Raw genomic sequence first — 25,936 nt, 5'->3', positions numbered from 1 at the left:
CTGTATACCCGATGACCGACGAATCGCCCTCCATCGACAAACTGCTGAAAAACCTCGATCACGCCATGCTCGCCGACCGCCACCGGCTGCGGCGGCAGTTGCTTGAGCTGCGCAAGAAACCTGACGAGGCCAAGCTGGCCCAGTGGGTGGCGCGCATGCAGGCGTCCTGCGATCAGGTGCTGGCGCGCAAGGCCAGCCTGCCGGTGATCCGTTACGACGACAGCCTGCCGATTGCGGCCAAGCGTGACGAAATCAAGAAGGCCCTGGAAAAGCACCAGGTGCTGATCATCGCCGGCGAAACCGGCTCGGGCAAAACCACCCAGTTGCCGAAAATCTGTCTGGAAATCGGTCGCGGCCAGCATGGCCTGATCGGCCACACCCAACCGCGTCGGATCGCGGCGCGCAGCGTGGCCAGCCGGGTCGCCGAAGAACTCGGTACGCCGCTGGGCGCACTGGTCGGCTATCAGGTGCGATTCGAGGATCAGAGCGATTCCAACACCCTGATCAAACTGATGACCGACGGCATCCTGCTGGCGGAAACCCAGAATGACCGCTACCTCGAACGCTACGACACGATCATCGTCGACGAAGCCCACGAACGCAGCCTCAACATCGACTTCCTGCTCGGTTACCTGAAAACCCTGTTGCCACGTCGTCCGGACCTGAAAGTCATCATCACGTCGGCGACCATCGATCTGGAGCGCTTCTCCAAGCATTTCGATGATGCGCCGATTGTCGAAGTGTCCGGCCGCACCTTCCCGGTCGACACTTGGTATCGCCCGCTGACCCTGGAGCAGGACGAAGAGGGCAACCGCGTCGAAGACGACCTGACGGTGGATCAGGCGATCCTCGCCACCCTCGACGAAATCGCCGCCTATGAGCGTAGCGAGCGTCGCAGCCCCGGCGACGTGCTGGTGTTCCTGCCGGGCGAGCGCGAGATTCGCGACGCCGCCGACATGCTGCGCAAGGCCCAGCTCAAACACACCGAAATCCTGCCGCTGTACGCACGCCTCTCGCCGGCCGAGCAGCAGCGGATTTTCCAGTCCCACCCGGGCCGTCGTGTGGTGCTGGCGACCAACGTCGCCGAAACGTCGCTGACCGTGCCGGGCATCCGTTACGTGATCGACAGCGGCACCGCGCGCATCAGCCGCTACAGCTACCGCGCCAAGGTCCAGCGGCTGCCGATCGAAGCGATTTCCCAGGCCAGCGCCAACCAGCGTAAAGGTCGTTGCGGCCGGGTCGAGCCGGGCATTTGCATACGTCTGTACAGCGAAGAGGATTTCATCGGTCGCCCGGAATTCACCGATCCGGAAATCTTGCGGACCAACCTTGCGGCCGTTATTTTGCAGATGTTGCATCTGCGTCTCGGCGAGATCACCGATTTCCCGTTCATCGAGCCGCCGGACGGCAAGGCGATCAGCGACGGTTTCAACCTTCTGCAAGAGTTGTCGGCGGTGGATCGCAACAGTCAGCTGACCCCGCTCGGTCGCCAGTTGGCGCGCCTGCCGGTGGACCCGCGCATGGGCCGCATGCTGCTCGAAGCGGCAAAACTCGGCAGTCTGCAGGAAGTGCTGATCGTCGCCAGTGCCATGTCTATTCAGGACCCGCGCGAGCGTCCGCCGGAGCGTCAACAAGCGGCCGATCAGGCCCACGCCCAGTGGAAGGACATCGATTCGGACTTCGCCGGGCTGGTCAATCTGTGGCGCGGTTTTGAAGAGCAGCGCCAGGCGCTGACCGCCAGCCCGCTGCGCAACTGGTGCCGCAAGAATTTCCTCAATTACCTGCGCTTGCGCGAGTGGCGCGATTCCCATCGCCAGTTGAGCCTGATCTGCCGCGATTTGCAGCTAAGCCTCAATAAAGAGCCGGCGGATTATCCGAAACTGCATAAAGCGGTGCTGGTTGGTCTGCTCAGTCAGATCGGTCAGAAAACCGAGGACGGAGATTACCTCGGTGCGCGTCAGCGGCGGTTCTGGATTCATCCGTCCTCAGGCATCGGCAAGAAGCGCCCGCAATGGGTGATGACCGCCGAGCTGGTGGAAACCACCAAGCTTTACGCGCGGATGGTGGCGAAGATCGACGCCGACTGGATCGAACCGCTGGCCGGGCATCTGATCAAGAAAAACCACTTCGAACCGCACTGGGAAAAGAAGCGTGGCCAGGTCGTCGCGTTCGAACAGATCACTCTGTTCGGCCTGATCGTGGTCGGTCGCCGGCCGGTGCATTACGGCCCGGTGGATCCGGTGGTCTCGCGGGAACTGTTCATCCGCGAAGGCCTGGTGCGTGGCGAGATTCAGTCCCGGGCCAAGTGCCTGACCGCCAACAAGCAATTGCTGGAACAACTCGACGAACTGGAAGCCAAGGCCCGTCGCCGCGACATTCTGGCCGACGAGGAAACCCTGTTTGCGTTCTACGATGCGCGGCTGCCGGCAGAGATCCACCAGACCGCAACGTTCGACAGCTGGTATCGGGTCAACAGCCAGAAAGACCCGCAACTGCTGATCATGCGCGAAGAAGACGTGCTGGCCCGTGAGGCCAGTGAAGTCACCGCCCAGCATTACCCGGACACGCTGCACATCGGCGATCTGGAACTGGCACTGAGTTATCACTTCGAACCCAATCATCCGCGCGACGGCGTGACCCTGCGTGTGCCGGCACCGCTGTTGCCGATGTTGCCGCCGGAGCGCCTTGAGTGGCTGGTGCCGGGCCTGATCGAGGCCAAGTGCATTGCGCTGGTGCGCAACCTGCCCAAGGCCTTGCGCAAGAACTTCGTGCCGGTGCCGGACTTCATCAAGGCTGCGCTGCAACGCATGACGTTTGCCGAAGGTTCGTTGCCGCAAGCGCTGGGCCGTGAACTGCTGCGCATGACCGGTGCGCGGGTCAGCGACGAAGCCTGGGCGGAAGCTGAGCAGCAGGTTGAAAACCATCTGCGGATGAACCTGGAAATCGTCGATGGCCAAGGCAAGTTCCTCGGCGAAGGCCGGGATCTGGCAGAGCTGACAGCACGCTTCGCCGAAGCCAGCCAGGCCGCACTGGCCGTGCCGCAGAGCGCGAAAAGTCAGCAACCGGTGGAGGCCAAGGTCTTCGCCCCGGTGGCGGAAAAGACGCAGCAGAAGATTGCCGGGCTGTCGATGACGGTCTATCCGGCGCTGGTGGAAGAGGGCGGCACGGTCAAGGAAGGGCGTTTCTCGACCCCGGCCGAAGCCGAGTTCCAGCACCGCCGCGCCTTGCAAAGACTGTTGATGCAGCAACTGGCAGAACCGGCCAAATTCCTGCGCGGCAAGTTGCCGGGCCTGACCGAACTGGGCTTGTTGTACCGCGAACTGGGCCGGGTCGATGCGCTGGTGGAAGACATTCTGCTGGCCAGTCTCGACAGTTGCATTCTTGATGGCGAAGACCCGTTGCCTCGTGATGGCGCAGGGTTGGCGGCACTGGCCGAGCGCAAGCGTGGCAGCTGGACCGAGCACGCCGAACGGGTGGCGCGTCTGACCCTGGAAATCCTCAAGCTCTGGCACGGTCTGCAAAAACGCTTCAAGGGCAAGATCGACCTGGCTCAGGCGGTGGCGCTTAACGACATCAAGCAGCAGCTGAGCCATCTGGTGTATCCGGGTTTCGTGCGGGAAACGCCGATGCTCTGGCTCAAGGAGCTGCCCCGTTATCTGAAAGCCGTCGAGCAACGTTTCGAGAAGCTTGGCGCGCAGGTGCAGAAGGATCGTGTATGGAGCGGTGAACTGGCCGGGCTCTGGACGCAATACCAGACGCGCGCGGCCAAACATGCTCAGGAAGGCAAACGCGATCCGCAACTTGAGCTGTATCGCTGGTGGCTGGAAGAGTACCGGGTTTCGTTGTTCGCCCAGCAGTTGGGGACGAAAGTGCCGATTTCCGACAAGCGCTTGAACAAACAGTGGACCCAGGTCGAACCCTGATTCCGAGGCTGTGCAGATACTCTGTGGGAGCGAGCTTGCTCGCGAATGCGGCGGCTCAGGCAATCAAGATGTTGACTGATGTACCGCCTTCGCGAGCAAGCTCGCTCCCACAAGGAGTTTTCCGTTTCTCCCGGGAGTGGGGCCAAAACCTTGGGTTTATGGCAAACTTCGCGACCATAAATGCCGTTTTCGCGTCCCAGAGCCTTTGCCGGGCCGCGCAGCGGAATAAAGCGATGCCAGGTTTTTGCGTCCCCTCTATGGGAATCGACCCTTTGCGTGTTGGCACGTCGGTGCCAGCACTTTCTGCCTGAACAGATTAGAGAAACGACCATGCATAACGTCGTCATCAGCGGCACCGGCCTGTACACCCCGGCCAACAGCATCTCCAACGAAGAGCTGGTGCAGTCTTTCAATACCTACGTCGCGCAGTTCAACGCCGACAACGCTGACGCCATCGCCAGCGGCGAAGTCCAGGCCCTGACCGAATCCAGCGCCGCGTTTATCGAAAAAGCCTCGGGCATCAAGAGCCGCTTTGTCATGGACAAGGACGGCATTCTCGACCCTGCGCGCATGGCGCCACGTCTGCCGGAGCGTTCCAACGACGAATGGTCGGTGCTCTGCCAGATGGCCATCGGCGCTGCCGAACAAGCCTTGCAGCGTGCCGGCAAGACCGCCGCCGACATCGACGGTGTGATCGTTGCCTGCTCCAACCTGCAACGCGCCTACCCGGCTATCGCCATCGAAGTTCAGGAAGCGCTGGGCATCCAAGGTTTCGGTTTCGACATGAACGTTGCCTGCTCCTCGGCCACCTTCGGCATCCAGCAAGCCGCCAACAGCGTGCAACTGGGCCAGGCCCGGGCGATCCTGATGGTCAACCCGGAAGTCTGCACCGGTCACCTGAACTTCCGCGACCGCGACAGTCACTTCATCTTCGGTGACGCGGCCACTGCGGTGATCATCGAGCGTGCCGATACGGCGACGTCGAAGCACCAGTTCGACGTGGTCAGCACCAAACTGCTGACCAAGTTCTCCAACAACATCCGTAACAACTTCGGTTTCCTCAACCGCGCGGCGGAAGAGGGCATTGGTGCCCGCGACAAACTGTTCGTGCAGGAAGGCCGCAAAGTGTTCAAGGATGTCTGCCCGATGGTGGCCGAGCTGATCGGCGAACACCTGGAAGAGAACAAACTTAACGTCGGCGACGTGAAACGCTTCTGGCTGCACCAGGCCAACCTGAGCATGAACCACCTGATCGTGCGCAAGCTGCTGGGCCGCGAAGCCACCGAAGAAGAAGCGCCGGTGATTCTCGACACCTACGCCAACACCAGCTCCGCCGGTTCCGTGATTGCTTTCCACAAGTATCAGGACGATCTGGCGGCCGGTTCGCTGGCAGTGCTGAGTTCGTTCGGTGCCGGTTATTCGATTGGTAGCGTGATTCTGCGCAAGCGTTGAGATTAAGGTTAATTTCCTCTTAATCGCGTTGATCTTTCCTACAGCCGGATCAGCTGCAACGCTGTAATTTTCGAAGATGACGGCAGGATGGTGCGTTGAGCGCCATCCTGCCGTTATCATTTTCGAGTCAGGACAAGGGGATTGAGGGATGGCGGCTGACGACACCCAACTGCTGGCACGTTTGCTGGCTGGTGAGCAAAAGGCTTTCAAGGAACTGGTCACGACCTACCAGAGCCCCATGCGCGCGGTGGCCTATGCGATTGTCGGTCAGCGCCATGTCGAGGAAGTGGTGCAGGACGCCTGGTTGTCGGTGGTGCGTCATATCGGCAGCTTCGAGGGCCGCTCCAGTCTCAAGACATGGCTGCTGACCATCACCGCCAACTCGGCCAAGGGTCGCTACAAGCAGAATCGCCGGGAAGTGCTGATGGATGATTTGCCGTCGCCCCACGGCACCATCGACGACGACCGCTTTTCCCCTGGCGACGGCCATTGGTTGGTCGCGCCGTTCGCCTGGCATCAGGACACGCCCGAGGCGCTGCTCACCGAAAATGAGCTGCGCGAATGCCTGGAACACACCTTGCTGAGCCTGTCAGAACTGCAAAGCAGTGTGCTGTTGCTGCGCGAGCGTCAGGGGCTGGAGCTGGAAGAGATCTGTAATCTTCTGGAGATCTCGCTCTCCAATGTCCGTGTGCTGCTGCATCGGGCACGCTTGAAGGTCTTCGCGACCGTGGAACATTTTGAGGAGACCGGCGAATGTTGACCTGCAAGGAGCAAGTGGCACGATCCAGCGATTATCTCGATGGCCAGTTGAGCTTTCGCGAGAAGCTGATGGTGCGTCATCACCTGATGTTCTGCCCCAACTGCCGGCGTTTCATTCGTCAGATGCGGTTGATGCAGGCGACGTTGCGCAAGATGCCGGAGAAACCGGAAGGGGATCTGGACGCGTTGGCCGAACGCTTGGCAGAGCAACGGCGAAAAGATAAATCCTGAAGCAAAAACAGCCCGGTGTAGCCGCAGCGAACGGATGATGGGGATCGCTGCTGCTGCGCCGGGCTGTAGGAAAAAAGCAGCTTCAAGCGACAAGTGAGGCATTCACTCGCGGCTTGAAGCCTGGCATTGCTGGTTTAGAACTTGGCTTCGGCATCCAGTTGCAGGGTGTTGATGTCGGAGTCGGTCTTCTTGAGGCTGGCGTTGGTGTAGTCCGAGTTAGCCATGAAGTAAGTGGCGCCCAGGGTGAAGTTCTTGTCCAGCTCGTAGCTCACTTTCAGCTTGCTGCCGCGCGAACCGGTATAACCGTTGGCGAAGTCAGAGTCGGTGAAGGCACCCACCACAGCGTTACGCTGTACGTCGCGGTAGTTGTAGTCGATACCGAAGCCATAAACCTTGGTCTTCACGCCGGCCAGCCAGCCAGTGTCCTGGTCGTTGCTGGCGTCGTTGTTGTTGACGTACTGGCCGTAGATCGACAGCGGAACCGGCAGGTTGGCGATGTCCAGTTGACCAAAGCCTTCGTACAGTTTGAAGGTTTCGTTCGGGCTGTTGCCGTTGACGGCCAGGGCGCAAGGGGCGGTGACGGTGCCGGTGGTCGGGCAGGCACTGTCCTTGTCGTTGTCGTAGGAGTAGATACTGCCGCCGAGGGTCAGTTTCAGGCTGTCGGTCAGCGCGAAGCGACCGCCCAACTGGCCGGCGTACAGACGCAGGTCGTGCTTGAACTGCACGCCTTCGCCATCGACGTTGTCCTTGAGGGTGTAGTGACCGGCGCTACCGAACAGTTCGGCGCTGCCGTTCAGCGGGTACTTGTAGGTAACGGCCAGGCCTTCCGGGTTGATGTCGCTATCCCAGATGATGTCGCCCATGCTCACCCAGGGCTGGTTCATCTTACCGGCGATCAGGTGCAGGTTCTTGATGGCGTCAGGGTGGTAGTCGACGTAACCCTGGTCGAGCCAGATCTGCTTCTTGTCGAAGTAATTGTTCAGGTCCTGGTTGGTGGAGCGGGCGTCGTCGCTGCTGCCGGTGGCGATACGGATGCCGGTGTCCACCTGCGGGTTGATTTCAGTGTAGGCACCCAGACGGGCACGAATGCGCTGACGGTCCTGGTCCTTGGCGTTCGGTACGCCATCATTCTTGACGGTTTCCTGACGGAAACGCACGTCGCCCTTGAACTGGGTCTTGGCAGCCCAGGCCAGTTTCTGGTCGAAGCTGCTCAGCTCGTTGGTTTTCTTCGCGGTCGCCGCGATCTGCTCGTTGGTCTCTTGCTGCGCCTGCTGCGCGATTTGCTGAGTCTTCTGATCCTGGGCCAGTTCAGTTTGCAGTTCTACGTACTGCGCCTGGGTAATGGAACCGTTGGCCTTGAGCATTTCGAGCAGTTTGGCGTCGACTGCGGCACTGGCCGGAACACTCATGGCCAGCAACAGGCCGCCACACAGGGCTGCCGCAGTTTTCGTGGAAGCAAGACGCATAGCAATCTCCGAAGATGAGAAGGATGGCTGAACCATCCTGGGCACAACCGACGATTTGAACGTCGGAAAACTGTGTCCGGGTAGAACCCGGCGCTCTAAAAACAGGCGCCAGTATCGCGATGGTTTATGACAGAGCAGTGGCACGGTGATGGCAGGTTGATGACGATACAAAACTTCTGTGAACTATTGATTTAGAGCGCTGTCGCGCAATTGGACGTGGGCAAGATCACGGTGATCGGCGATACTCGCGAGGCTTTCAGGCCCGGATGTGGAGAGGAAAATGCCGTTGCAGTGCCTGCAAAAACTGTCGGAAATCGAACCGGCGCTCTGGGATGCACTGGTGCCGGACAGCCAGCCGTTTCTGCGCCATGCCTTCCTCGGCGCGCTGGAAGACAGCGGGAGTGTCGGCCCGCACACCGGCTGGCAGCCGGAGCATTTGCTGCACGTTGAAGACGGTCGTCTGATCGCGGCGCTGCCCGGTTATCGCAAGTGGCATTCCTACGGCGAATACGTGTTCGATCACGGTTGGGCCGATGCCTGCGCCCGCGCCGGCATCGATTACTACCCCAAGTTTTTGAGTGCGGTGCCCTTCAGTCCGGTCAGTGGTCCACGGTTGCTGGCGGCGAACGTCGAGGACGGATTCGAACTGCTCAAGAGCCTGCCGGGTTACCTGGAGATCGAAGAACTCTCCAGCGCCCACGTCAACTTCACCGACGCGTTCACCGACGCCGCCATGTCCGAGCAACCGGGCTGGCTGCAACGCATCGGCTGTCAGTACCACTGGCAGAATCGCGGCTATCGCGACTTCCAGGACTTTCTCGACGTGCTCAGTTCGCGTAAGCGCAAGCAGATGCGCAAGGAGCGCGAGCAAGTGGCGGGGCAGGGCTTCGAATTCGAATGGCTGGAAGGACGAGAACTGGACGAGGCGCAGTGGGATTTTGTTTACGCGTGTTACGCCAACACCTATGCGGTGCGCCGTCAGGCGCCGTATCTGACGCGGGAGTTTTTCAGCCTGCTGGCCGAGCGCATGCCGGAATCGATTCGTGTCGTGCTGGCCAAGCAAGGCTCAAGGCCGGTGGCCATGGCTTTCAGTCTGGTGGGCGGCGACAGCTTTTACGGTCGTTATTGGGGATGCCTGGCTGAGTTCGATCGGCTGCATTTCGAAACCTGTTTCTATCAAGGCATGGACTACGCGATTGCCCAGGGTTACCAGCGTTTCGACGCCGGCGCCCAGGGCGAGCACAAACTGATTCGTGGCTTCGAACCGGTGATCACCCATTCCTGGCATTACCTGCGCCATCCCGGCCTGAAAGCCGCCGTGAAGGATTTTCTCCAGCAGGAGCGCGCCGGTGTACTGGCTTACGCCGAAGAGGCGAGGAGCGCCTTGCCGTATCGGCAAGCCTGATCCTCGCCGCGTCCCTCAACTGTCTTCCTTGCCCAGCCAGCGATAGACCACGCCGCCGACCACCGCGCCCAGCAGCGGCGCGACCCAGAACATCCACAACTGCGCGAGCGCCCAGCCGCCAACCATCAGTGCCGGGCCCGTGCTGCGGGCCGGGTTGACCGAGGTGTTGGTCACCGGAATCGAGATCAGGTGGATCAGCGTCAGGCCCAGGCCGATGGCAATCGGTGCCAGTCCTGCCGGGGCGCGTTTGTCGGTGGCGCCGAGGATGATCACCACGAACATGGCGGTCATCACCAGTTCGGTGACGAACCCGGCGGCCATCGAGTATTTGCCCGGCGAGTGCTCGCCATAGCCGTTGGAGGCAAGGCCAGCGGCGATGTCGAAACCCTCCTTGCCGCTGGCGATGTGGTAGAGCAGTGCCGCTGCCAGAATCCCGCCGATCACCTGGGCGATGATGTAGGCAGGCAGCTCTTTGGCCGGGAACCGGCCGCCGACGACCAGACCGACCGACACGGCCGGGTTGAGGTGACATCCGCTGATGTGGCCGATGGCGAACGCCATGGTCAGCACCGTCAGACCAAACGCCAGGGCGACCCCCAGCACGCCGATTCCCAAAGGTGAAGACGCGGCGATCACCGCACTGCCACACCCGCCCAACACCAACCAGAACGTACCCAACAACTCAGTGACTGAACGTTTGAACAGAGACATGAGAGAGTCCTTGATAGACGTGCTATCGAGACTGTATCGAGTGGTGCTTCCTTGCAGAATTACGACAGGTTCATCTCCAGAACCTTGGCTGAGTACAGCAGGGTTTAAGCGGATTTCCAGCAGGCGATAAAAAACCGCCAGAGCCCGTGCTTGGCGGGTTCTGGCGGTTTTTGTGTTTCGCGAAAGGTCAGTCGATACCGACAAACCCTCCGGTCTGGTGCGCCCACAACCGCGCATACAATCCGCCATGGGCCAGCAGTTCGGCATGGTTGCCGCTTTCGGCGATCTTGCCGTTCTCCAGCACCACCAGCCGATCCATGCGGGCAATGGTCGAGAGGCGGTGGGCAATGGCGATCACGGTCTTGCCCTGCATCAGGGTTTCCAGGCTTTCCTGGATCGCTGCTTCGACTTCCGAGTCCAGCGCCGAGGTCGCTTCGTCCATGATCAGGATCGGCGCGTCCTTGAGCAGCACCCGGGCAATCGCGATCCGCTGGCGCTGGCCGCCGGACAGTTTCACCCCGCGTTCACCGACATGCGCGTCGAATCCTGTGCGACCTTCGGCATCCGACAGCAGCGGGATGAACTCATCGGCGCGGGCCTTGTGCACCGCTTCCCAAAGCTCGGCGTCAGTGGCGTCGGGTTTGCCGTACAGCAAATTGTCGCGGATCGAACGGTGTAGCAGCGAGGTGTCCTGAGTAATCATGCCGATCCGCGCGCGCAGGCTTTCCTGACCGACTTCGGCGATGTTCTGGCCGTCGATCAGGATCCGTCCGCCCTCGACGTCGTACAGGCGCAGCAGCAGGTTGACCAGGGTCGATTTGCCAGCGCCGGACGGGCCGATCAGACCGATTTTTTCCCCCGGTTTGATGGTCAGGTTGAGGTCGCCGATGATGCCTTTCTTCTTGCCGTAGTGAAAATCCACGTGCTCGAAACGTACTTCGCCACGGGCCACAGCCAGCGGTTTGGCCTGTTCGTGATCGGTGACGCTGACCGGTTGCGAGATGGTCTGCAGACCGTCCTGGACCATGCCGATGTTTTCGAAAATTCCGGTGACCACCCACATGATCCAGCCGGACATGTTGACGATGCGAATCACCAGGCCAGTGGCCAGGGCGATGGCGCCGACGGTGATCAGCGACTGCGACCACAGCCACAGCGCCAGCGCGGTGGTGCCGACGATCAGCAGGCCATTCATGGTGGTGATTGCCACGTCCATGCTGGTGACCACACGACCGGCCATCTGGGCTTTTTCGGTCTGTTCCTGCATGGCTTCGCGGGCGTAATGCTGTTCGAAATTGGTGTGGGCGAACAGCTTCAGGGTGGCGATGTTGGTGTAGCCATCGACGATCCGGCCCATCAGTTTCGAGCGCGCGTCGGAGGCTTCTACCGAGCGATCCTTGACCCGTGGCACAAAGTAATAGAGTGCGCCGATGTAGGCGGCGATCCACGTCAACAGCGGGATCATCAGACGCCAGTCGGCTTCGGCGAACAGCACCAGCGAACTGACCGCGTAGATCAGCACGTGCCACAGCGCATCCACCGCCTGCACGGCGGAGTCTCGCAGCGAGTTGCCGGTCTGCATGATGCGTTGGGCGATGCGCCCGGCGAAGTCGTTCTGGAAGAAGTTCAGACTCTGCTTGAGCACATAGCTGTGGTTCTGCCAGCGAATCATGCTGGTCATGCCCGGGCTCAGGGTCTGGTGCACCAGCAAGTCGTGCAGGCCGAAGAAGATCGGGCGCAGCACCAGCGCAACCACCACCATCCAGGTCAGTTCGAGGGCATGGTCGTGGAAGAAATTCGGATTGGGTGTGCCTTGGGCCAGGTCGATGATGCGGCTCAGGTAACTGAACAGCGCCACTTCGATCAGTGCGGCGAACAGGCCGACCACCAGCAGGGCGGCGAAACTTGGCCAGACCTGCTTCAGGTAATAGGTATAGAAGGGCAGAACACGGTTCGGCGGAGCCGCCGTCGGGGCGTCACGGAATATGTCGATCAGTTGTTCGAAACGGCGATAGAGCATCAGATAACCGCCCGGAGTACGGGCTCTCCTTTTATCAGTGTGAGCGGCGTGACATCAGGTCAACGCCGCTCGATACGCCCTGTAAAGCTTAGTCGATGCGCTTGGCCGACTTGATGATCACAGGGTCGACAGGCACGTTTTGCATGCCCTGTTTGGTGGTGGTCTGGGAGTTGACGATGATGTCGACCACGTCCATGCCCTTGACCACTTTGGCGAACACGGCGTAACCGGCGTCGCGGCCCGGATCAAGGAATGCGTTGTCGGCGACGTTGATGAAGAACTGGCTGGTGGCCGAGTTTGGATCGGAAGTGCGGGCCATCGACAGGGTGCCGCGAACGTTGTGCAGACCGTTGCTGGCTTCGTTCTTGATCGGTGCCTTGGTGTCTTTTTGTGCCATCTGCTGGGTGAAACCGCCGCCCTGAGCCATGAAGCCAGGGATCACACGGTGGAATATGGTGTTGGTGTAGAAACCGCTGTCGACGTACTCAAGAAAGTTCTTGGTACTGATCGGCGCCTTGACCGGGTCCAGTTCGATTTCGATCTGGCCGTTGGTGGTGTCCAGCAGCACGTGCGGTGCTTTTGCAGGCGTGGCAGCCATCAGGTTGGCGGCGAACAGCACGGTGCCGGCGGCGAGGGCGAGTTTTTTCAGCATGGTTCAGTGATCCTGAGGGTGAATATCGGCTGTGGCGAGAAACGCCAGCAGCGTTTGATTGAAGCGTTCCGGTTGATCGAGCGGGGTGGCATGGCGCGAATCGGCGATCACCACCAGCCGCGCATCGGGCAGCAGTCTGACATAGGTTTCTTTCAGCGCGACGGGTGTGTAATCCCGGTCGGCGCTGACGACGAGCGTTGGACAGGAGATCCTCGAAAGTCGTTCCTGAACCCCCCAGCCAACAATCGCATCGAAGCTGGCGAGATAAGCACGTTTGTCGTTTTTTGCCCAGCGCTCGGCCATTTTCTGCCGCAAATCCGCCTGCTCCGGTTTGGGGAACAGTTTGGCGCCAAGGGCTTTGCCGATGGTGGCCAAGCTCAGCAGGCGCATCAGGCTCCAGCGCTTGAACCACTGCCAATAGTCATCGCGACTGCGCACTTTGACCTCGGGTGCGCTGTTGACGATGGTCAGGCTCTTGAGCATCTGCGGCTGATCGACGGCGAACTGGAAGCCGATCATGCCGCCCATGGACAGCCCGGCGTAGTGCACCGGGCCGAGCTTCAGGTGCTCGATCAGGGCGACGATGTCGGCGCTGAAGCCGGCGATGCTATAGCGCTCGCGGGGCTTGTCGGAGCGGCCATGGCCGCGCACGTCCGGGACGATCACCCGATATTGCGCGGCCAGTGCCGGGATCTGCATTTCCCAGTCCAGCGTGCTAGAGCCGAGCCCGTGAACCAGCAGCAACGGATCGCCGTGGCCATATTCCTCGTAGTGCAGGTTGCAACCTTCATGCTCGAAATACGCCATCGGTGAACTCCGTGTCAGGCTTGTTCGGGGGCGGCGAACGGTGCGTCCAACGGCAAGGTGTCGAAGGTGCGCAACAGTTCGACGAGGATCTGCGAGGCCGGGCCCAGCGGTTTGTCCTTGTTCGAATACAGATAGAAGCTCGGATTGCGGCTGCCACCCTGATCCAACGGTAGCAGCTTGAGTAGGCCTTCCTTCAATTCGCGTTCGATCATGTGCCGTGGCAACCAGGCAAAACCCAGGCCGCTGGAAACGAAATTGGCGGCAGTGGCGAGGCTGCCGACGGTCCAGCGCTGTTCGGCGCCGAGCCAGCCGACGTCCCGGGGCTGCTGGCGGCCGGAGTCGCGGATCACCACTTGCATCTGGGTTTCCAGGTCCTGGAAGTTCAGCTCACGGTTCAGTCGATGCAGCGCGTGTTCAGGGTGGGCGACGGCGACGAACTCCACGTCGCTCAACTCTGCACCGAGGTAGCCGGGAATGCTCAGACCGGTGATGGCCAGATCGGCCACGCCTTCGAGCAACACTTCCTCGACACCCGACAGCACTTCTTCACGCAGACGCACGCGGCAGCCACGGCTCTGCGGCATGAACGCGGTCAGCGCGCGAACGAGGCGAGCGCTTGGATAGGCTGCATCGACCACCAGCCGCACTTCGGCTTCCCAGCCTTGCTCCATGTGATGGGCGAGGTCTTCCAGTTGGCTGGCCTGTTTCACCAGTTGTCGCGAACGCCGCAGCAGCACGCCGCCGGCTTCGGTCAGTACGGCTTTACGGCCGTCGATGCGCAGCAACGGCACGCCGAGCTGATCCTGCATGCGGGCAACGGTGTAGCTCACCGACGATTGCGAACGGTGCAACGCTTCGGCGGCCTGGGCGAATCCGCCGTGGTCGACCACCGCCTGCAACGTTCGCCATTGATCAAGGGTCACGCGGGGCGCTTTCATCAATAGCTCCTCTTGTCCTAAGCTGGCTGTCCCTCATGGAGACTGCCGAATGAAAAAATTCTGTTGTGTGGTGCTGGCGCTGCTGCCGCTGACCGCGTTTGCGTATCCGATCGATGTGCAGAAGAATCTCAATGGCTTGAAGATCGACTACGAGTCTTACGATACCGATAAAGACATCGGCTCCATCCGGGTCGCCAACTACGGCGAGGTCGATGCACTCTGCAAAGTCGTGTTCAGCAATGGCCCGGAGGCGCCGCGCACCCGCAATATCGAAGTGCCGGCCGGCAAACATACAAACGCCACCGCCAAGTTCTCCCGCGAGATCATCAAGCTGCGCGTCGAACTGAGCTGCAACCCGAAATAACACCGGTCTCTTTGTGGGAGCCAATGTGCTCCCACAAGGTGTGCGTCAGCTTATAAACGAATTTATCGATGCTTTATAGCAGTTATTTGCGCTTTTTCATCGATAGGGCTCTGTTTAACCTTCACTCCATCGACTTACAACATTCTCGGATGGAGGCTACACAACATGTCCCGCGTTCTGATCATCGAAAGCAGCGCCCGCCAGCAAGACTCGGTATCCCGTCAACTGACCCAGACCTTCATCAGTCAGTGGAAAGCGGCACACCCGGCCGATCAGATCACCGTACGCGACCTCGCCGTGAACCCGGTGCCACACCTGGACATCAACCTGCTGGGCGGCTGGATGAAACCTGCTGACCAGCGCAACGCCAACGAACAATCCTCGCTGGATCGCTCCAACGAACTGACCGATGAATTGCTGGCCGCCGACGTGCTGGTGATGGCCGCGCCGATGTACAACTTCGCGATTCCAAGCACCCTGAAAGCCTGGCTCGACCACGTGCTGCGTGCCGGTGTGACCTTCAAATACACCGAGACCGGCCCGCAAGGCCTGCTCAGCGGCAAGCGTGCCTACGTGCTGACCGCTCGCGGCGGCATCTACGCCGGCGGCCCGGCGGATCACCAGGAACCGTACCTGCGTCAGGTGATGGGTTTCATCGGCATCCACGACGTGACCTTCATCCACGCCGAAGGCATGAACCTGGGTGGCGACTTCCAGGAGAAAGGCCTCAACCTGGCCAACGCCAAACTGTCCCAAGTCGCTTGATATGTTAATCGCCAGATAATCGCCGATTGTTCTAGTGACCTGGCGCAACCCCTTCAAGGCTCTACGCGCATCGAACCTCCCTTTGCACTTGTTGCTCCTGAGTGCTGTAGCCCGATTGAACGCTTTAGCGAGATCGGGCTTTTTTTTGCCTGCGATTTTTGCAACGCAGCGCATCCCCTGTGGGAGCGGGCTTGCCCGCGATGGTGGCGTGTCAGCACATAAATCTATGGCTGACACTCCCTCATCGCGGGCAAGCCCGCTCCCACAGGGTCCACCGTTGTCTGAGGGTTCGCGATCAGAAGCAAAAACCGCTATCGTCGCCGCCATTCGAAATCGAGGCGAGCATGGGCTATCTACTTTTTGTCACGCTGATCCAGGCGTTTTCCTTCAGTCTGATCGGCGAATACCTGGCCGGGCATGTCGACAGCTACTTCGCGGTGCTGGTGCGCGTGGTGCTGGCCGGGCTGGTGTTCATTCCGCTGACGCGCTGGCGTTCGGTGGAGCCAGCGTTCATGCGCGGCATGCTGCTGATCGGCGCGTTGCAGTTCGGCGTGACCTACGTCTGCCTGTACCTGAGCTTCCGGGTACTGACGGTGCCGGAAGTGCTGCTGTTCACCATCCTCACGCCGCTGCACGTGACCCTGATCGAAGATGCACTGAACCGCCGCTTCAATCCATGGGCGCTGATCGCGGCGCTGGTGGCCGTGTGCGGTGCGGCGGTGATTCGCTATGACCGGATCAACCCGGACTTCTTCATGGGCTTCCTGCTGCTGCAACTGGCTAACTTCACCTACGCCGCCGGGCAAGTGCTGTACAAGCATCTGGTGGCGAAGCATCCGAGCGATCTGCCGCACTACCGGCGCTTCGGTTTCTTCTACCTCGGCGCACTCGCGGTGGCGTTGCCGGCGTTCCTGCTGTTCGGCAAATCCAACTTCCTGCCGGAAGCACCGCTGCAATGGGGCGTGCTGGTGTTCCTTGGCCTGGTCTCGACCGCACTCGGTCTGTACTGGTGGAACAAGGGAGCGTGCTTGGTCAACGGCGGCACCCTGGCGGTGATGAACAACCTGCACGTACCGGTGGGATTGCTGCTGAATCTGCTGATCTGGAATCAGCATGAGGAACTGGGGCGCTTGTTCCTCGGTGGCAGCGTGATTCTGGCGGCGGTGTGGATCAGCCGGTTGGGGATTCGTAAGCCGCAGGCTATTGGCTGAATCGCCCATCAACCCCTTATTTCCACCGCGATAACTATGTACCGCACCTGATTACCGCTTGATCGACACGCTGTGCCCTACAGACAAGGAGTGACTGTATGGCACAGAACAATTTCAACGATGGAACGTCGGGGGAGCGTCGTCATCCGATCCGGGCCGCCCGCGTCGGGTGGCGGATCGGGTGGTGGTTTTGGTGGCGGCGGTGGAGTTTCGGGCGGCTTCGGCAAGGTCAGCAAGAGCAAGCAAAAGGCTCGGGCGCGGGCCAAAGCGGCGCACCGACAAAAACAACAGCAAGAGCAGGCTCAAGCGGCGGCTCAGGCACAAGAAGCGGCAGCCCAGGCACAGGCCGCCGCTACGCAGGCTCAGGAACAGGCGCGTCATCGGGCGCTGATGCAGTTTCTGGCGGGATTGGCGCAACGACATGACGCCGTCAGGGCCGAAGTCGATCGTCGTTTTGCCGAAAGGGCCGCTCAACTCTCGACGTCCCTGGAGCAAGAAGTCCTCGCTTCGCGCAGGCCACCGAAAAGCGATGACAGTGAGCGTTGGCAGCTTTACCTGATCACGAAGGAAAAAGGCGAAATCGACGGGCTGCTCGCCCGCAAATCCGCGGAACTCGATGCAAAGAATGCGGCAGCCCGCTCCTTCGATGGACACGACCCGCTGACGCGCTCGTCCCATGACTATCTGACTCGAATCACCCAGTTTGGCCAAGCGCTCGATGATGGCCACCGGATCTGGGAAAGCGCGTACAACGCCGCCCATGACGCGCGCTTATTGACCTCGCAGATTCATACCCTGCGGGAAAAGTCTGTTGCGCTGGCCAGGCATCATGCCGAACAGACTGTGGTCTGGCATGCCAGGGAAGCGGTTTGGGAGGCTCAGCGCCAATACGCTGCGCAGCGCGAGGCACGGGTCCGATTCAAGCAACAGGCCGATGAAGATGCACGGGTCAGTCGAACCCGACAAGCCAATACGCTGACCGTTCCGCTGTCGTCGATGACGCACGGCGCGATGGTGTTGACGCGTACCGGGGCACTTGTTGCCCAGCAAGCGGGTGCACTCATCGAGGCAGGTGTACGGCAAGCGGTCAAACACCTTCCTCTCGCCATGTTGGTTCCCCATCCGTCCACGGTATTGGTTGCCGGGTTGGTGTACTCGCCAACGCTGGGCGATGGAGAACTGACACCGGAGCAGCGACGACGATTGTTTCAGTCTGTCGCCGTGCCTGCCCAGGTGCTGGGGCTTTCCGATGAGCAGGCGCTGCGCTCGATCGCTGATTCCGGTGGGTCGGTGGACATGCCTTATCGGCTCAAACCCGAGGCCGTACCACAAGGTACCGCCGTCATTGCCGTCACCACTGGTAATGAGATCAGCCCCAGTGTGCCGGTCATCAACGCGGTGCCTGATCCGCTGACGGGCAACTACACCGCAGAAGTCCCCGGCTCACCGGCCCGACACCTGCAGTTCACGCCTGATACGAGCATCGCCAAAGAGGTTTCGAGCCAGGGCCGGATAGCACTGCTGCCACCTGTTGTTCAGGACTTGCCGAAGGGCGTCGACCTGCGCATTCAGGACTGCATCATCTGCGTGCCGGGTTCGGCGCCGATGTACCTGTCCTTCAACCTGCTACCGTTGGGCGCGGGCGTCGTCACCGGCAAGGGGCAACCCGCCAAGGCTGACTGGTGGAACACGGCCAGCCGCAGTACCGGTGCAGCCATTCCCAGTCAGATCGGCGACCAGTTGCGCGGGCGGGAGATTCAGTCGTTCGGCGCATTTGGCGACGCGCTGTGGCGGACATTGGGTGAGCAATCGGCACTCACCAGCCAGTTCGATGAGGTCAACAAAAAACGCGTCGAGCAAGGCTTCGCACCTTATGCACCGAAAAGCACATGGGTGGGCGAACGCCGCGAGTTCGAACTGCGCTTTCAGGACGATGCATCCGTTGGCGCGAATCCGTTCAATCTCGACCGGGTCAGCATCGTCGCGCCGCAAAGTGCCCACGGCCGACGTGGCGTTCTACCCGCCGTCCAGCCTTGGCCGATTCCTCCGGTGGGGATCGGAACCTGGACACCTCTGGTGCCACCGGGCAGCGAACACCTCGGGCCGACCACCACACCGATTTCCCCCTCGACCGCCACGGCTTATCCCGGCAACCCGCTCATCCCGATCCTACCGGCAAACGAGACGTTTCCGGCTGTTGATGAAGGGCAGGTGGGTGCGAGTATTCCGGGGTTCCCGGGGGATATGGAGCTGCCTTCGCCGGATGTGCTGTTTCTGGATCGAAGGGATGATCCGGGAGTTGCGACGGGAACTGGGCAGCAGATTACGGGGATTTGGTTGGGAGACAGTGCCAGGGCCGAGGGTGCGCCTATTCCGGCGCAAATTGCTGATCAGTTAAGAGGGAGGGAATTTGCCAATTTTCATCGGTTCAGGGAGGCATTTTGGAAAGCTGTGGCGGCAGACGAGTTTCTTGTGTCGCAGTTTAACAGGACCAATCTCAGGTTCATGCGTAAGGGAACTGCACCTTTTCCCGCGCTGGAAGATCAGCATGGGGGAAGAGTGAAGTTTGAGCTTCATCATAAAATTCCAGTAGCGACGGGAGGCGCAGTTTATGACGTGGAAAACATATTGGTGATGACGCCAAAGCGACATATATCGGTGCATAGAGGGGAGGATGCGCAATGAAAAATACTACACGTATCGAAGACTACACAGAGTCCGAATTCCGAGCGTTTCTTACAGAGCTTTTTGAGGGCGGGGAAGAACTGTCTGGTGACGAGTTTGATCGCTACATGATGAGGCGCGTAATACATTTCGAGCTAGTCACCGAACACCCCGACCGCTCGGACGTCATCTTCTATCCCAAGGAGGGACGTGAAGACAGCCTCGAAGGCATCCTGAAAGAAGTGAAGGAGTGGCGCGCACTCAATAACAAGCCTGGATTCAAACCAGAGTAATTTCATATCAAATGAGCCTCCATGGGTGACACCTTTCTGGATGTCATCCATGGCGACGTGCAAAAAAACAAGGAAGTTTAAATGTATGAAGCTGAAACCCGCTCTCAATGAATATACAGAAACCGAGTTCAAGGCATTGGTTGACCGGATCTGGGCAGTTGATCTGGCAAAAGTCGACCACGACCGGTTGATCAATCATTTCGATCAGATTTCAGGTCACGCCAAAGGGGCCGATCTGCTGTTCTATCCGGAGGATACTTCGAATCCCAACTCATCCGAGTCCGTTGTCGAATACCTTAAGGCGTGGCATCACCAACAGGGGCGAGCCATATTCAAAGGGCAGGCTCTGGCCAACGTTGTAAGTCCTCCAGTGACAACGAACTGGGCGCAGCAGCGTCTTGCCCAGAGTCTGGTGGATGTTCAAAAAATGAACGCGGAACTGGCTGCAGCAGAACAGACTGCAGAGGCCTCTCTTGTTTTACTGCAACAACGAATCCGGCAGATGCGCGAGAGGCAAAGTGCTCAGTTGGATCTCCTTGAAAGAGAGGCGGATATTCGTGCTCTGGAAGTCGCGGAAGCCGACTCGCGTGCCGCCGTGGTTCGATATGGCTCGTGGAAAATGCGTATTCAGTTCCGAAGAGAGAGTGCCCAGCGTGACGTGACGTTCGCTCGTTCAGAGCAGGGGCAATGGCAAAATATTGCCCTGCAAGTCAGTACCACGGGCGACCGCTTTTCGGCTAGGTCAAATGATCTCTATCAGCGTTTGTCAGTGGCTCAAATTGAAGCAGAGTCATTGTTGACGACTGCGCAGGCATGTCTGATCGAGCAGCGTAATCAGGGAGTCGGGCCGCTGCGGTTGCCAGTAAACCTGTTTGCACCACTCGCGCACGCTAACGCACGCCCGGCGATCATGCTCGACGGTGCTTTGTCAGGATCACTGGAAGAGCATCGAATCGAACTGCAAAAGTCCATTCGTTCAGTCGTGGCAGACTTGACCTGGCAAGTCAGTTCGGGCGCAGAGGCCACTCGGCGTCAACATGCAGCGGTGCTGCAGTTCGACTTTTCCAGCAGAGCCGAGGTGGGCTGGTATGGCGTATGCGTTCCTTTGGCCGAATTCCTTCCGCTTGAGGGGCTGGATTGGCAGCAACTGGCGGTGACGGCAGGAACCGTTGCGATGCCCTTCAGAATGAGCAGCGGAAGTTACACCGTTCCCGCGAAAACCATGCACCGAGGTATTAGGGAGATCAAGACGCTGCATCAGGTGACACTGGCATCAAACCAATCGTTATCTCATGTGCGAGTGCGCGGTGCGTTATGGAATGAACATGTGCGAGCCTACTCTTTCACCACTGATGAAGCCGGGCTGCTGACCGTAAACTGGTGCCCTCTCGAAACACTCGAAACGTCTCCGGCACCTTACGATGCAAGGGAGCCGCGGCTGGGATTTCTGCGCTCGAGTCCAGTGCCTGTGCTGGAGACAATCAGCGATTCGGTAACTGCTCGATTTGATGACTATGTGGTGGTTTTCCCTCAGGGCTCGGGCTTCGAGCCCCTGTATGTGATGTTCAGAAACCCTGCCGGTATTATTTCGGCGCCAGTTGCCCCACCAGAAACTCGATAAACGCGCGCGTCTTCTGCGGCACCCGCCGCGCTGACGAATACACCGCGTTGATGGTGATCGCCGGCGCCTGCCACTCGCACAGCACCGGCACCAGGCGCCCGGCGGCCAGTGCTTCTTCGACGATGAAGTCCGGCAGCAGCGCGATGCCCATGCCGGCCTCGGCTGCTTGCGCCAGCAAGTCACCATTGTTGGCGTGCAGCGGGCCAGTGACGTTGACGCGCTGGGTCTCCTTGCCGTTGCACAGTTGCAGGCTGACGCCACTCTGCAGATAGCCGTAGTTCAAGCATTGATGTGAGCGCAGATCCTGAGGCGACTGCGGTGTGCCCGCGCGTTCGAGGTAAGCAGGGGAGGCGACCATGATCCGCGGCGCTGGCGCCAGTTGTCGGGCGATCATGGTCGAATCGGGCAGGCTGGCGATGCGGATGGTCACGTCGAACCCGCCGCGCACCGGATCGACCTGCTGGTCGCTGAGCACCAGTTGCAGCTCGATGTTCGGGTGCTGCTCGTGGAACAGCGGAATCAGCTTGCCCAGTCGCCGCAGGCCGAACGACATTGGCGCGTTGACCCGCAACACCCCGCGCAATTCACCCACCCCGTCCCGTGCCCTTTGTTCGGCCTCGTCCAGTGCCGCAATCACTTCCCGCGCTGCTTCGAAATACTCCGCACCGGCCTCGGTCAGGTGCAGGCTGCGGGTGGTGCGTTGCAGCAGTTGTACGCCGATGGCTTCTTCCAGCGCCTGAATCTGTTTGCTGACTTTTGAGCGGGGCACGTCCATGGCCCGGGCGGCGGCCGCAAAGCCGTTCTCGCCGACCGTCACCACGAAGGCGCGCATGCATTCGATGCGATCCATGATTGTCCCTTTTTTAGAATCAATGATTCTCGATTTTAGGTAATTGTCCCTTTATCTGCCAGCCCCTAAAGTGACATCCAAGCCGAGACAACAACGCCGCAGACGGCAAGCCACTCGACTCACCCATTACCCAATCGAAACTCTGAAACGACATCAAAAGGAACGCGCCATGTCTATCCGTGAACTGCTGAACCCAACCAACTCCGCCCTGATCCTGATCGACCACCAGCCGCAAATGGCTTTCGGCGTACAGTCGATCGACCGTCAGACCCTGAAGAACAACACCGTCGGCCTGGCCAAAGCAGCGAAGATCTTCAACGTGCCGACCATCTACACCTCGGTCGAAACCGAAAGCTTCAGCGGCTACATCTGGCCGGAACTGCTGGCGGTACACCCGGAGCAGAAGCCGATCGAGCGCACCTCGATGAACTCCTGGGAAGACAAGGCGCTGGTTGACGCAGTGAAAGCCACCGGCCGCAAGAAACTGATCATCGCCGCGCTGTGGACCGAGGTCTGCCTGACCTTCCCGGCCCTGGAAGCCCTGGCCGAAGGCTACGAGGTGTACATCGTCACCGACGCGTCCGGCGGCACCACCAAAGAAGCCCACGACATGTCGGTGCAGCGAATGATTCAGGCCGGTGCGGTGCCGGTGACCTGGCAGCAAGTGCTGCTCGAGTACCAGCGTGACTGGGCGCACAAAGACACTTATCAGGCAGTGATGGACTTGGTGCTGGAACACAGCGGCGCGTACGGCATGGGTGTCGACTACGCCTACACCATGGTGCACAAGGCGCCGCAGCGTCAGGCCAAGTAACACGCCACTTCTGAGCTGAATGCAATCCCTGTGGGAGCGGGCTTGCCCGCGATGGCGGAGTGTCAGTCAACGAATTTGTTGCTGATGCACCCTCATCGCGGGCAAGCCCGCTCCCACAGGGTTTTGCGGTGTTACATCAAATGTTTTTCAGCCTCGGGTATGTGCGCCGAGCCCAACACCGCCGGCAACAACCCGGAACGTAAATCCCCACCACTCGGCTGCTGATACAGACTCAACCCAAACTCCGGCAGCACCGCCAGCAGGTAATCGAAAATATCCCCCTGGATCCGCTCGTAATCGGCCCACACCGTGGTGGTGGTAAAACAGTAGATTTCCAGCGGAATGCCCTGGGCGGTGGTCTGCATCTGGCGAACCATGCAGGTCATGTTCGGCTGGATCTCCGGGTGGCTCTTCAGATAGGCCAGCGCGTAAGCGCGGAAGGTGCCGATGTTGGTCATGCGCCGGCGGTTGGCCGACATCGCCGCGACGTTGCCCTGGGCCTCGTTCCAGGCCTTGAGTTCGGCTTTCTTGCGGCCCATGTAGGCGGTCAGCAGGTGCACCTGGGAGAGTTTTTCTTCTTCATCGTCGCGGATGAAGCGCACGCCACTGGCGTCGATGAACAGACTGCGCTTGATCCGCCGCCCGCCGGACTGCTGCATGCCGCGCCAGTTTCTGAACGACTCGGACATCAGGCGCCAGGTCGGGATCGAGACGATGGTTTTGTCAAAGTTCTGCACCTTGACCGTGTGCAGGGTGATGTCGACCACATCGCCATCGGCGCCGACTTGCGGCATTTCGATCCAGTCGCCGACCCGCAGCATGTCGTTGCTGGTCAGTTGCACGCTGGCGACGAACGACAGCAGGGTGTCCTTGTAGACCAACAGGATCACCGCCGACATCGCACCCAGACCGGACAGCAGCAACAGCGGCGAACGGTCGATCAGGGTGGCGACGATGATGATCGCGCCGAACACGTACAGAACCATTTTAGCCAGTTGCACATAACCCTTGATTGAGCGGGTACGGGCGTGTTCGGTGCGGGCGTAGATATCCAGCAGGGCATTGAGCAGGGCGCTGACCGACAGCAGCAGGAACAGAATGGTGAACGCCAGTGCGACATTGCCGAGAAACACCGTGGCGGTTTTGCTCAGTTCCGGCACCAGGTGCAGGCCGAACTGGATCACCAATGATGGCGTCATCTGCGCCAGACGCTGGAACACCTTGTTATGCCGAAAGTCGTTGAGCCAGTGCAGCGCGGGCTGGCGACCGAGCATGCGGCTGGCATGCAGGATCAGGTAACGCGCCACTCGTCCGAGGACCAGCGCGATCACCAGCAGCAGGATCAATGCCAGGCCGGCGTGCAGGAGCGGGTGCTGATCGAGGGCACCCCAGAGGTCTTGGGCGTTGAGCCAGAGCTGTTTGAAATCCATGAGAGAGACGATTCTTCTGTAAGACGCGACGGACGATTAGAGCATTTAAGACGCTGTGTATTACCGTTGGAGACAAATCGAGCAACAAAAAAGCCACTGATTACGGCTGATTTCACAAAGAAACTCGGCCTGAGCGCTCGAAACCGGTAACCTATGCAGCTGATTTTTTGCATATCTTCGAGGTAGCACCCGTGTTTTCCCAATTCGCCCTGCACGAACGCCTGCTCAAAGCCGTGGCCGAGCTGAAATTTGTCGAGCCAACGCCTGTGCAAGCCGCGGCCATTCCGCTGGCGCTTCAGGGGCGTGACCTGCGGGTGACGGCGCAAACCGGTAGCGGCAAGACCGCCGCTTTTGTCCTGCCGATCCTCAACCGCCTGATCGGCCCGGCCAAGATCCGCGTCAGCATCAAGACCCTGATCCTGCTGCCGACCCGCGAGCTGGCCCAGCAGACCCTGAAGGAAGTCGAGCGCTTTTCGCAGTTCACTTTCATCAAGTCCGGCCTGATCACCGGCGGTGAAGACTTCAAGGTCCAGGCCGCCATGCTGCGCAAGGTGCCGGATATTCTGATCGGCACCCCGGGGCGGATGATCGAGCAATTGAACGCCGGCAACCTCGATTTGAAAGAAGTCGAAGTGCTGGTGCTCGACGAAGCCGACCGTATGCTCGACATGGGTTTCGCCGAAGACGTGCAGCGTCTGGTCGACGAATGCCCGAACCGTCAGCAGACCATGTTGTTCTCGGCGACTACCGGCGGTTCCGGCCTGCGCGAGATGATCGGCAAAGTGCTGAACAATCCTGAGCACTTGCAGCTCAACGCGGTCAGCCAACTGAACTCGACCACCCGTCAGCAGATCATCACCGCCGACCACAACCAGCACAAAGAACAGATCGTGAACTGGCTGCTGGCCAACGAGACCTACCAGAAGGCCATCGTCTTCACCAACACCCGGGCCATGGCCGACCGCATCTACGGTCGTCTCGTCGCTCAGGAATACAAGGCGTTCGTGCTGCACGGCGAGAAAGACCAGAAGGATCGCAAACTGGCGATCGACCGTCTGAAGCAGGGCGGCGTGAAGATCCTGGTGGCCACCGACGTGGCGGCCCGTGGTCTGGACGTTGATGGTCTGGATCTGGTGATCAACTTCGACATGCCACGCAGCGGCGACGAATACGTGCACCGTATTGGTCGTACCGGCCGTGCCGGCAACGACGGTCTGGCGATCTCGCTGATCTGCCACGGCGACTGGAACCTGATGTCGAGCATCGAGCGTTATCTGAAGCAGAGCTTCGAGCGCCGCACCATCAAGGAAGTCAAAGGCACCTACGGCGGACCGAAAAAGGTCAAGGCCTCGGGCAAAGCCGTCGGCGTGAAGAAGAAAAAGACCGACGCCAAGGGCGACAAGAAGAAAACCGCCGCCAAGACGCCAACCAAGCGCAAGAGCGCCAACCGTCCGAAGCCGGATTCTCTGGTGAGCAGCGACGGCATGGCCCCGCTCAAGCGCCGCAAGCCGGCAGAGCCAGCGGCTGAGTAAGTCGTTTCAGGCAGGCAAAGAAAAACCC

General features: G+C 60.0%; 21 protein-coding genes. 13 read left to right on the top strand and 8 right to left on the bottom strand.

The features are described 5' to 3' along the window. The first annotated feature begins 11 nt into the window (after positions 1-11). From hrpA to JJN09_RS00215, 4 genes are all read left to right on the top strand, one after another. A complete protein-coding gene (hrpA, locus tag JJN09_RS00230; protein ID WP_249484958.1) occupies positions 12-3,923 on the top strand; it encodes an ATP-dependent RNA helicase HrpA in 3,912 nt (1,303 codons plus the stop codon). A gap of 330 nt (positions 3,924-4,253) precedes the next feature. Then, positions 4,254-5,375, top strand: coding sequence for a beta-ketoacyl-ACP synthase III (locus tag JJN09_RS00225; protein ID WP_249484957.1), 1,122 nt, complete (start codon positions 4,254-4,256; stop codon positions 5,373-5,375). 148 nt (positions 5,376-5,523) lie between these two features. Next, positions 5,524-6,135 (top strand): RNA polymerase sigma factor, encoded by a 612-nt coding sequence (locus JJN09_RS00220; protein ID WP_249484956.1) that lies wholly within the window; start codon positions 5,524-5,526, stop codon positions 6,133-6,135. Continuing rightward, positions 6,129-6,365 (top strand): anti-sigma factor, encoded by a 237-nt coding sequence (locus tag JJN09_RS00215; RefSeq protein WP_249484955.1) that lies wholly within the window; start codon positions 6,129-6,131, stop codon positions 6,363-6,365. The genes JJN09_RS00220 and JJN09_RS00215 overlap by 7 nt, the downstream gene beginning before the upstream one ends. 134 nt (positions 6,366-6,499) lie before the next feature. On the opposite strand, the gene JJN09_RS00210 is transcribed toward JJN09_RS00215, so the two are convergent. After that, a complete protein-coding gene (locus JJN09_RS00210; protein WP_249484954.1) occupies positions 6,500-7,831 on the bottom strand; it encodes a putative porin in 1,332 nt (443 codons plus the stop codon). A gap of 280 nt (positions 7,832-8,111) precedes the next feature. Between JJN09_RS00210 and JJN09_RS00205 the strand changes: the two genes are divergently transcribed. Next, positions 8,112-9,236, top strand: a complete 1,125-nt coding sequence (locus JJN09_RS00205; RefSeq protein WP_249484953.1) for a GNAT family N-acetyltransferase — start codon at positions 8,112-8,114, stop codon at positions 9,234-9,236. 15 nt (positions 9,237-9,251) lie between these two features. On the opposite strand, the gene aqpZ is transcribed toward JJN09_RS00205, so the two are convergent. The 5 genes from aqpZ to JJN09_RS00180 form a co-directional block, all read right to left on the bottom strand. Then, positions 9,252-9,947: an aquaporin Z gene (gene aqpZ, locus JJN09_RS00200; RefSeq protein ID WP_249484952.1), complete on the bottom strand. Its 696-nt coding sequence runs from the start codon at positions 9,945-9,947 to the stop codon at positions 9,252-9,254. A gap of 187 nt (positions 9,948-10,134) precedes the next feature. Continuing rightward, on the bottom strand, positions 10,135-11,967 hold the full coding sequence (locus JJN09_RS00195; protein WP_249484951.1) for an ABC transporter ATP-binding protein: 1,833 nt from the start codon (positions 11,965-11,967) through the stop codon (positions 10,135-10,137). Between the two features lie 88 nt (positions 11,968-12,055). Continuing rightward, positions 12,056-12,619: a peptidylprolyl isomerase gene (locus JJN09_RS00190; protein ID WP_249484950.1), complete on the bottom strand. Its 564-nt coding sequence runs from the start codon at positions 12,617-12,619 to the stop codon at positions 12,056-12,058. 3 nt (positions 12,620-12,622) lie between these two features. Next, a complete protein-coding gene (locus tag JJN09_RS00185) occupies positions 12,623-13,426 on the bottom strand; it encodes an alpha/beta fold hydrolase (protein ID WP_249484949.1) in 804 nt (267 codons plus the stop codon). 14 nt (positions 13,427-13,440) lie between these two features. After that, complete coding sequence (locus JJN09_RS00180; RefSeq protein WP_007956543.1) at positions 13,441-14,364, bottom strand: LysR family transcriptional regulator; 924 nt, start codon at positions 14,362-14,364, stop codon at positions 13,441-13,443. A gap of 49 nt (positions 14,365-14,413) precedes the next feature. Between JJN09_RS00180 and JJN09_RS00175 the strand changes: the two genes are divergently transcribed. From JJN09_RS00175 to JJN09_RS00150, 6 genes are all read left to right on the top strand, one after another. Then, the gene (locus JJN09_RS00175) at positions 14,414-14,728 is read left to right on the top strand and encodes a 3-phosphoglycerate kinase (RefSeq protein WP_249484948.1); all 315 of its coding nucleotides are present in this window, start codon (positions 14,414-14,416) and stop codon (positions 14,726-14,728) included. Between the two features lie 165 nt (positions 14,729-14,893). After that, on the top strand, positions 14,894-15,493 hold the full coding sequence (locus tag JJN09_RS00170; RefSeq protein ID WP_249484947.1) for an FMN-dependent NADH-azoreductase: 600 nt from the start codon (positions 14,894-14,896) through the stop codon (positions 15,491-15,493). 344 nt (positions 15,494-15,837) lie between these two features. After that, the gene (locus tag JJN09_RS00165) at positions 15,838-16,704 is read left to right on the top strand and encodes a carboxylate/amino acid/amine transporter (RefSeq protein WP_249484946.1); all 867 of its coding nucleotides are present in this window, start codon (positions 15,838-15,840) and stop codon (positions 16,702-16,704) included. A gap of 120 nt (positions 16,705-16,824) precedes the next feature. Next, entirely contained in the window at positions 16,825-19,389 is a 2,565-nt protein-coding gene (locus tag JJN09_RS00160) for an S-type pyocin domain-containing protein (RefSeq protein ID WP_249484945.1), read from the top strand. After that, positions 19,386-19,661 (top strand): bacteriocin immunity protein, encoded by a 276-nt coding sequence (locus JJN09_RS00155; protein ID WP_249484944.1) that lies wholly within the window; start codon positions 19,386-19,388, stop codon positions 19,659-19,661. Before JJN09_RS00160 ends, JJN09_RS00155 begins: the two co-directional genes overlap by 4 nt. 85 nt (positions 19,662-19,746) lie before the next feature. Further along, positions 19,747-21,282 (top strand): bacteriocin immunity protein, encoded by a 1,536-nt coding sequence (locus tag JJN09_RS00150; RefSeq protein ID WP_249484943.1) that lies wholly within the window; start codon positions 19,747-19,749, stop codon positions 21,280-21,282. Here the strand turns inward: JJN09_RS00150 and JJN09_RS00145 are convergent. Further along, a complete protein-coding gene (locus JJN09_RS00145) occupies positions 21,245-22,132 on the bottom strand; it encodes a LysR family transcriptional regulator (RefSeq protein WP_249484942.1) in 888 nt (295 codons plus the stop codon). The genes JJN09_RS00150 and JJN09_RS00145 overlap by 38 nt on opposite strands. 169 nt (positions 22,133-22,301) lie before the next feature. Between JJN09_RS00145 and JJN09_RS00140 the strand changes: the two genes are divergently transcribed. Continuing rightward, the gene (locus tag JJN09_RS00140; protein ID WP_085648570.1) at positions 22,302-22,946 is read left to right on the top strand and encodes a hydrolase; all 645 of its coding nucleotides are present in this window, start codon (positions 22,302-22,304) and stop codon (positions 22,944-22,946) included. A gap of 131 nt (positions 22,947-23,077) precedes the next feature. Here the strand turns inward: JJN09_RS00140 and JJN09_RS00135 are convergent, their stop codons facing one another. Beyond that, positions 23,078-24,376, bottom strand: a complete 1,299-nt coding sequence (locus JJN09_RS00135; protein ID WP_249484941.1) for a mechanosensitive ion channel family protein — start codon at positions 24,374-24,376, stop codon at positions 23,078-23,080. Between the two features lie 191 nt (positions 24,377-24,567). Between JJN09_RS00135 and JJN09_RS00130 the strand changes: the two genes are divergently transcribed. Beyond that, the gene (locus tag JJN09_RS00130; protein ID WP_027614555.1) at positions 24,568-25,908 is read left to right on the top strand and encodes a DEAD/DEAH box helicase; all 1,341 of its coding nucleotides are present in this window, start codon (positions 24,568-24,570) and stop codon (positions 25,906-25,908) included. Positions 25,909-25,936 lie beyond the last annotated feature (28 nt).

The organism is Pseudomonas sp. HS6 (genome assembly GCF_023375815.1).
GTDB lineage: Bacteria > Pseudomonadota > Gammaproteobacteria > Pseudomonadales > Pseudomonadaceae > Aquipseudomonas.
Note: the sequence above shows the minus strand (reverse complement) of the source record. Positions and strands in the feature narration are given on the sequence as shown.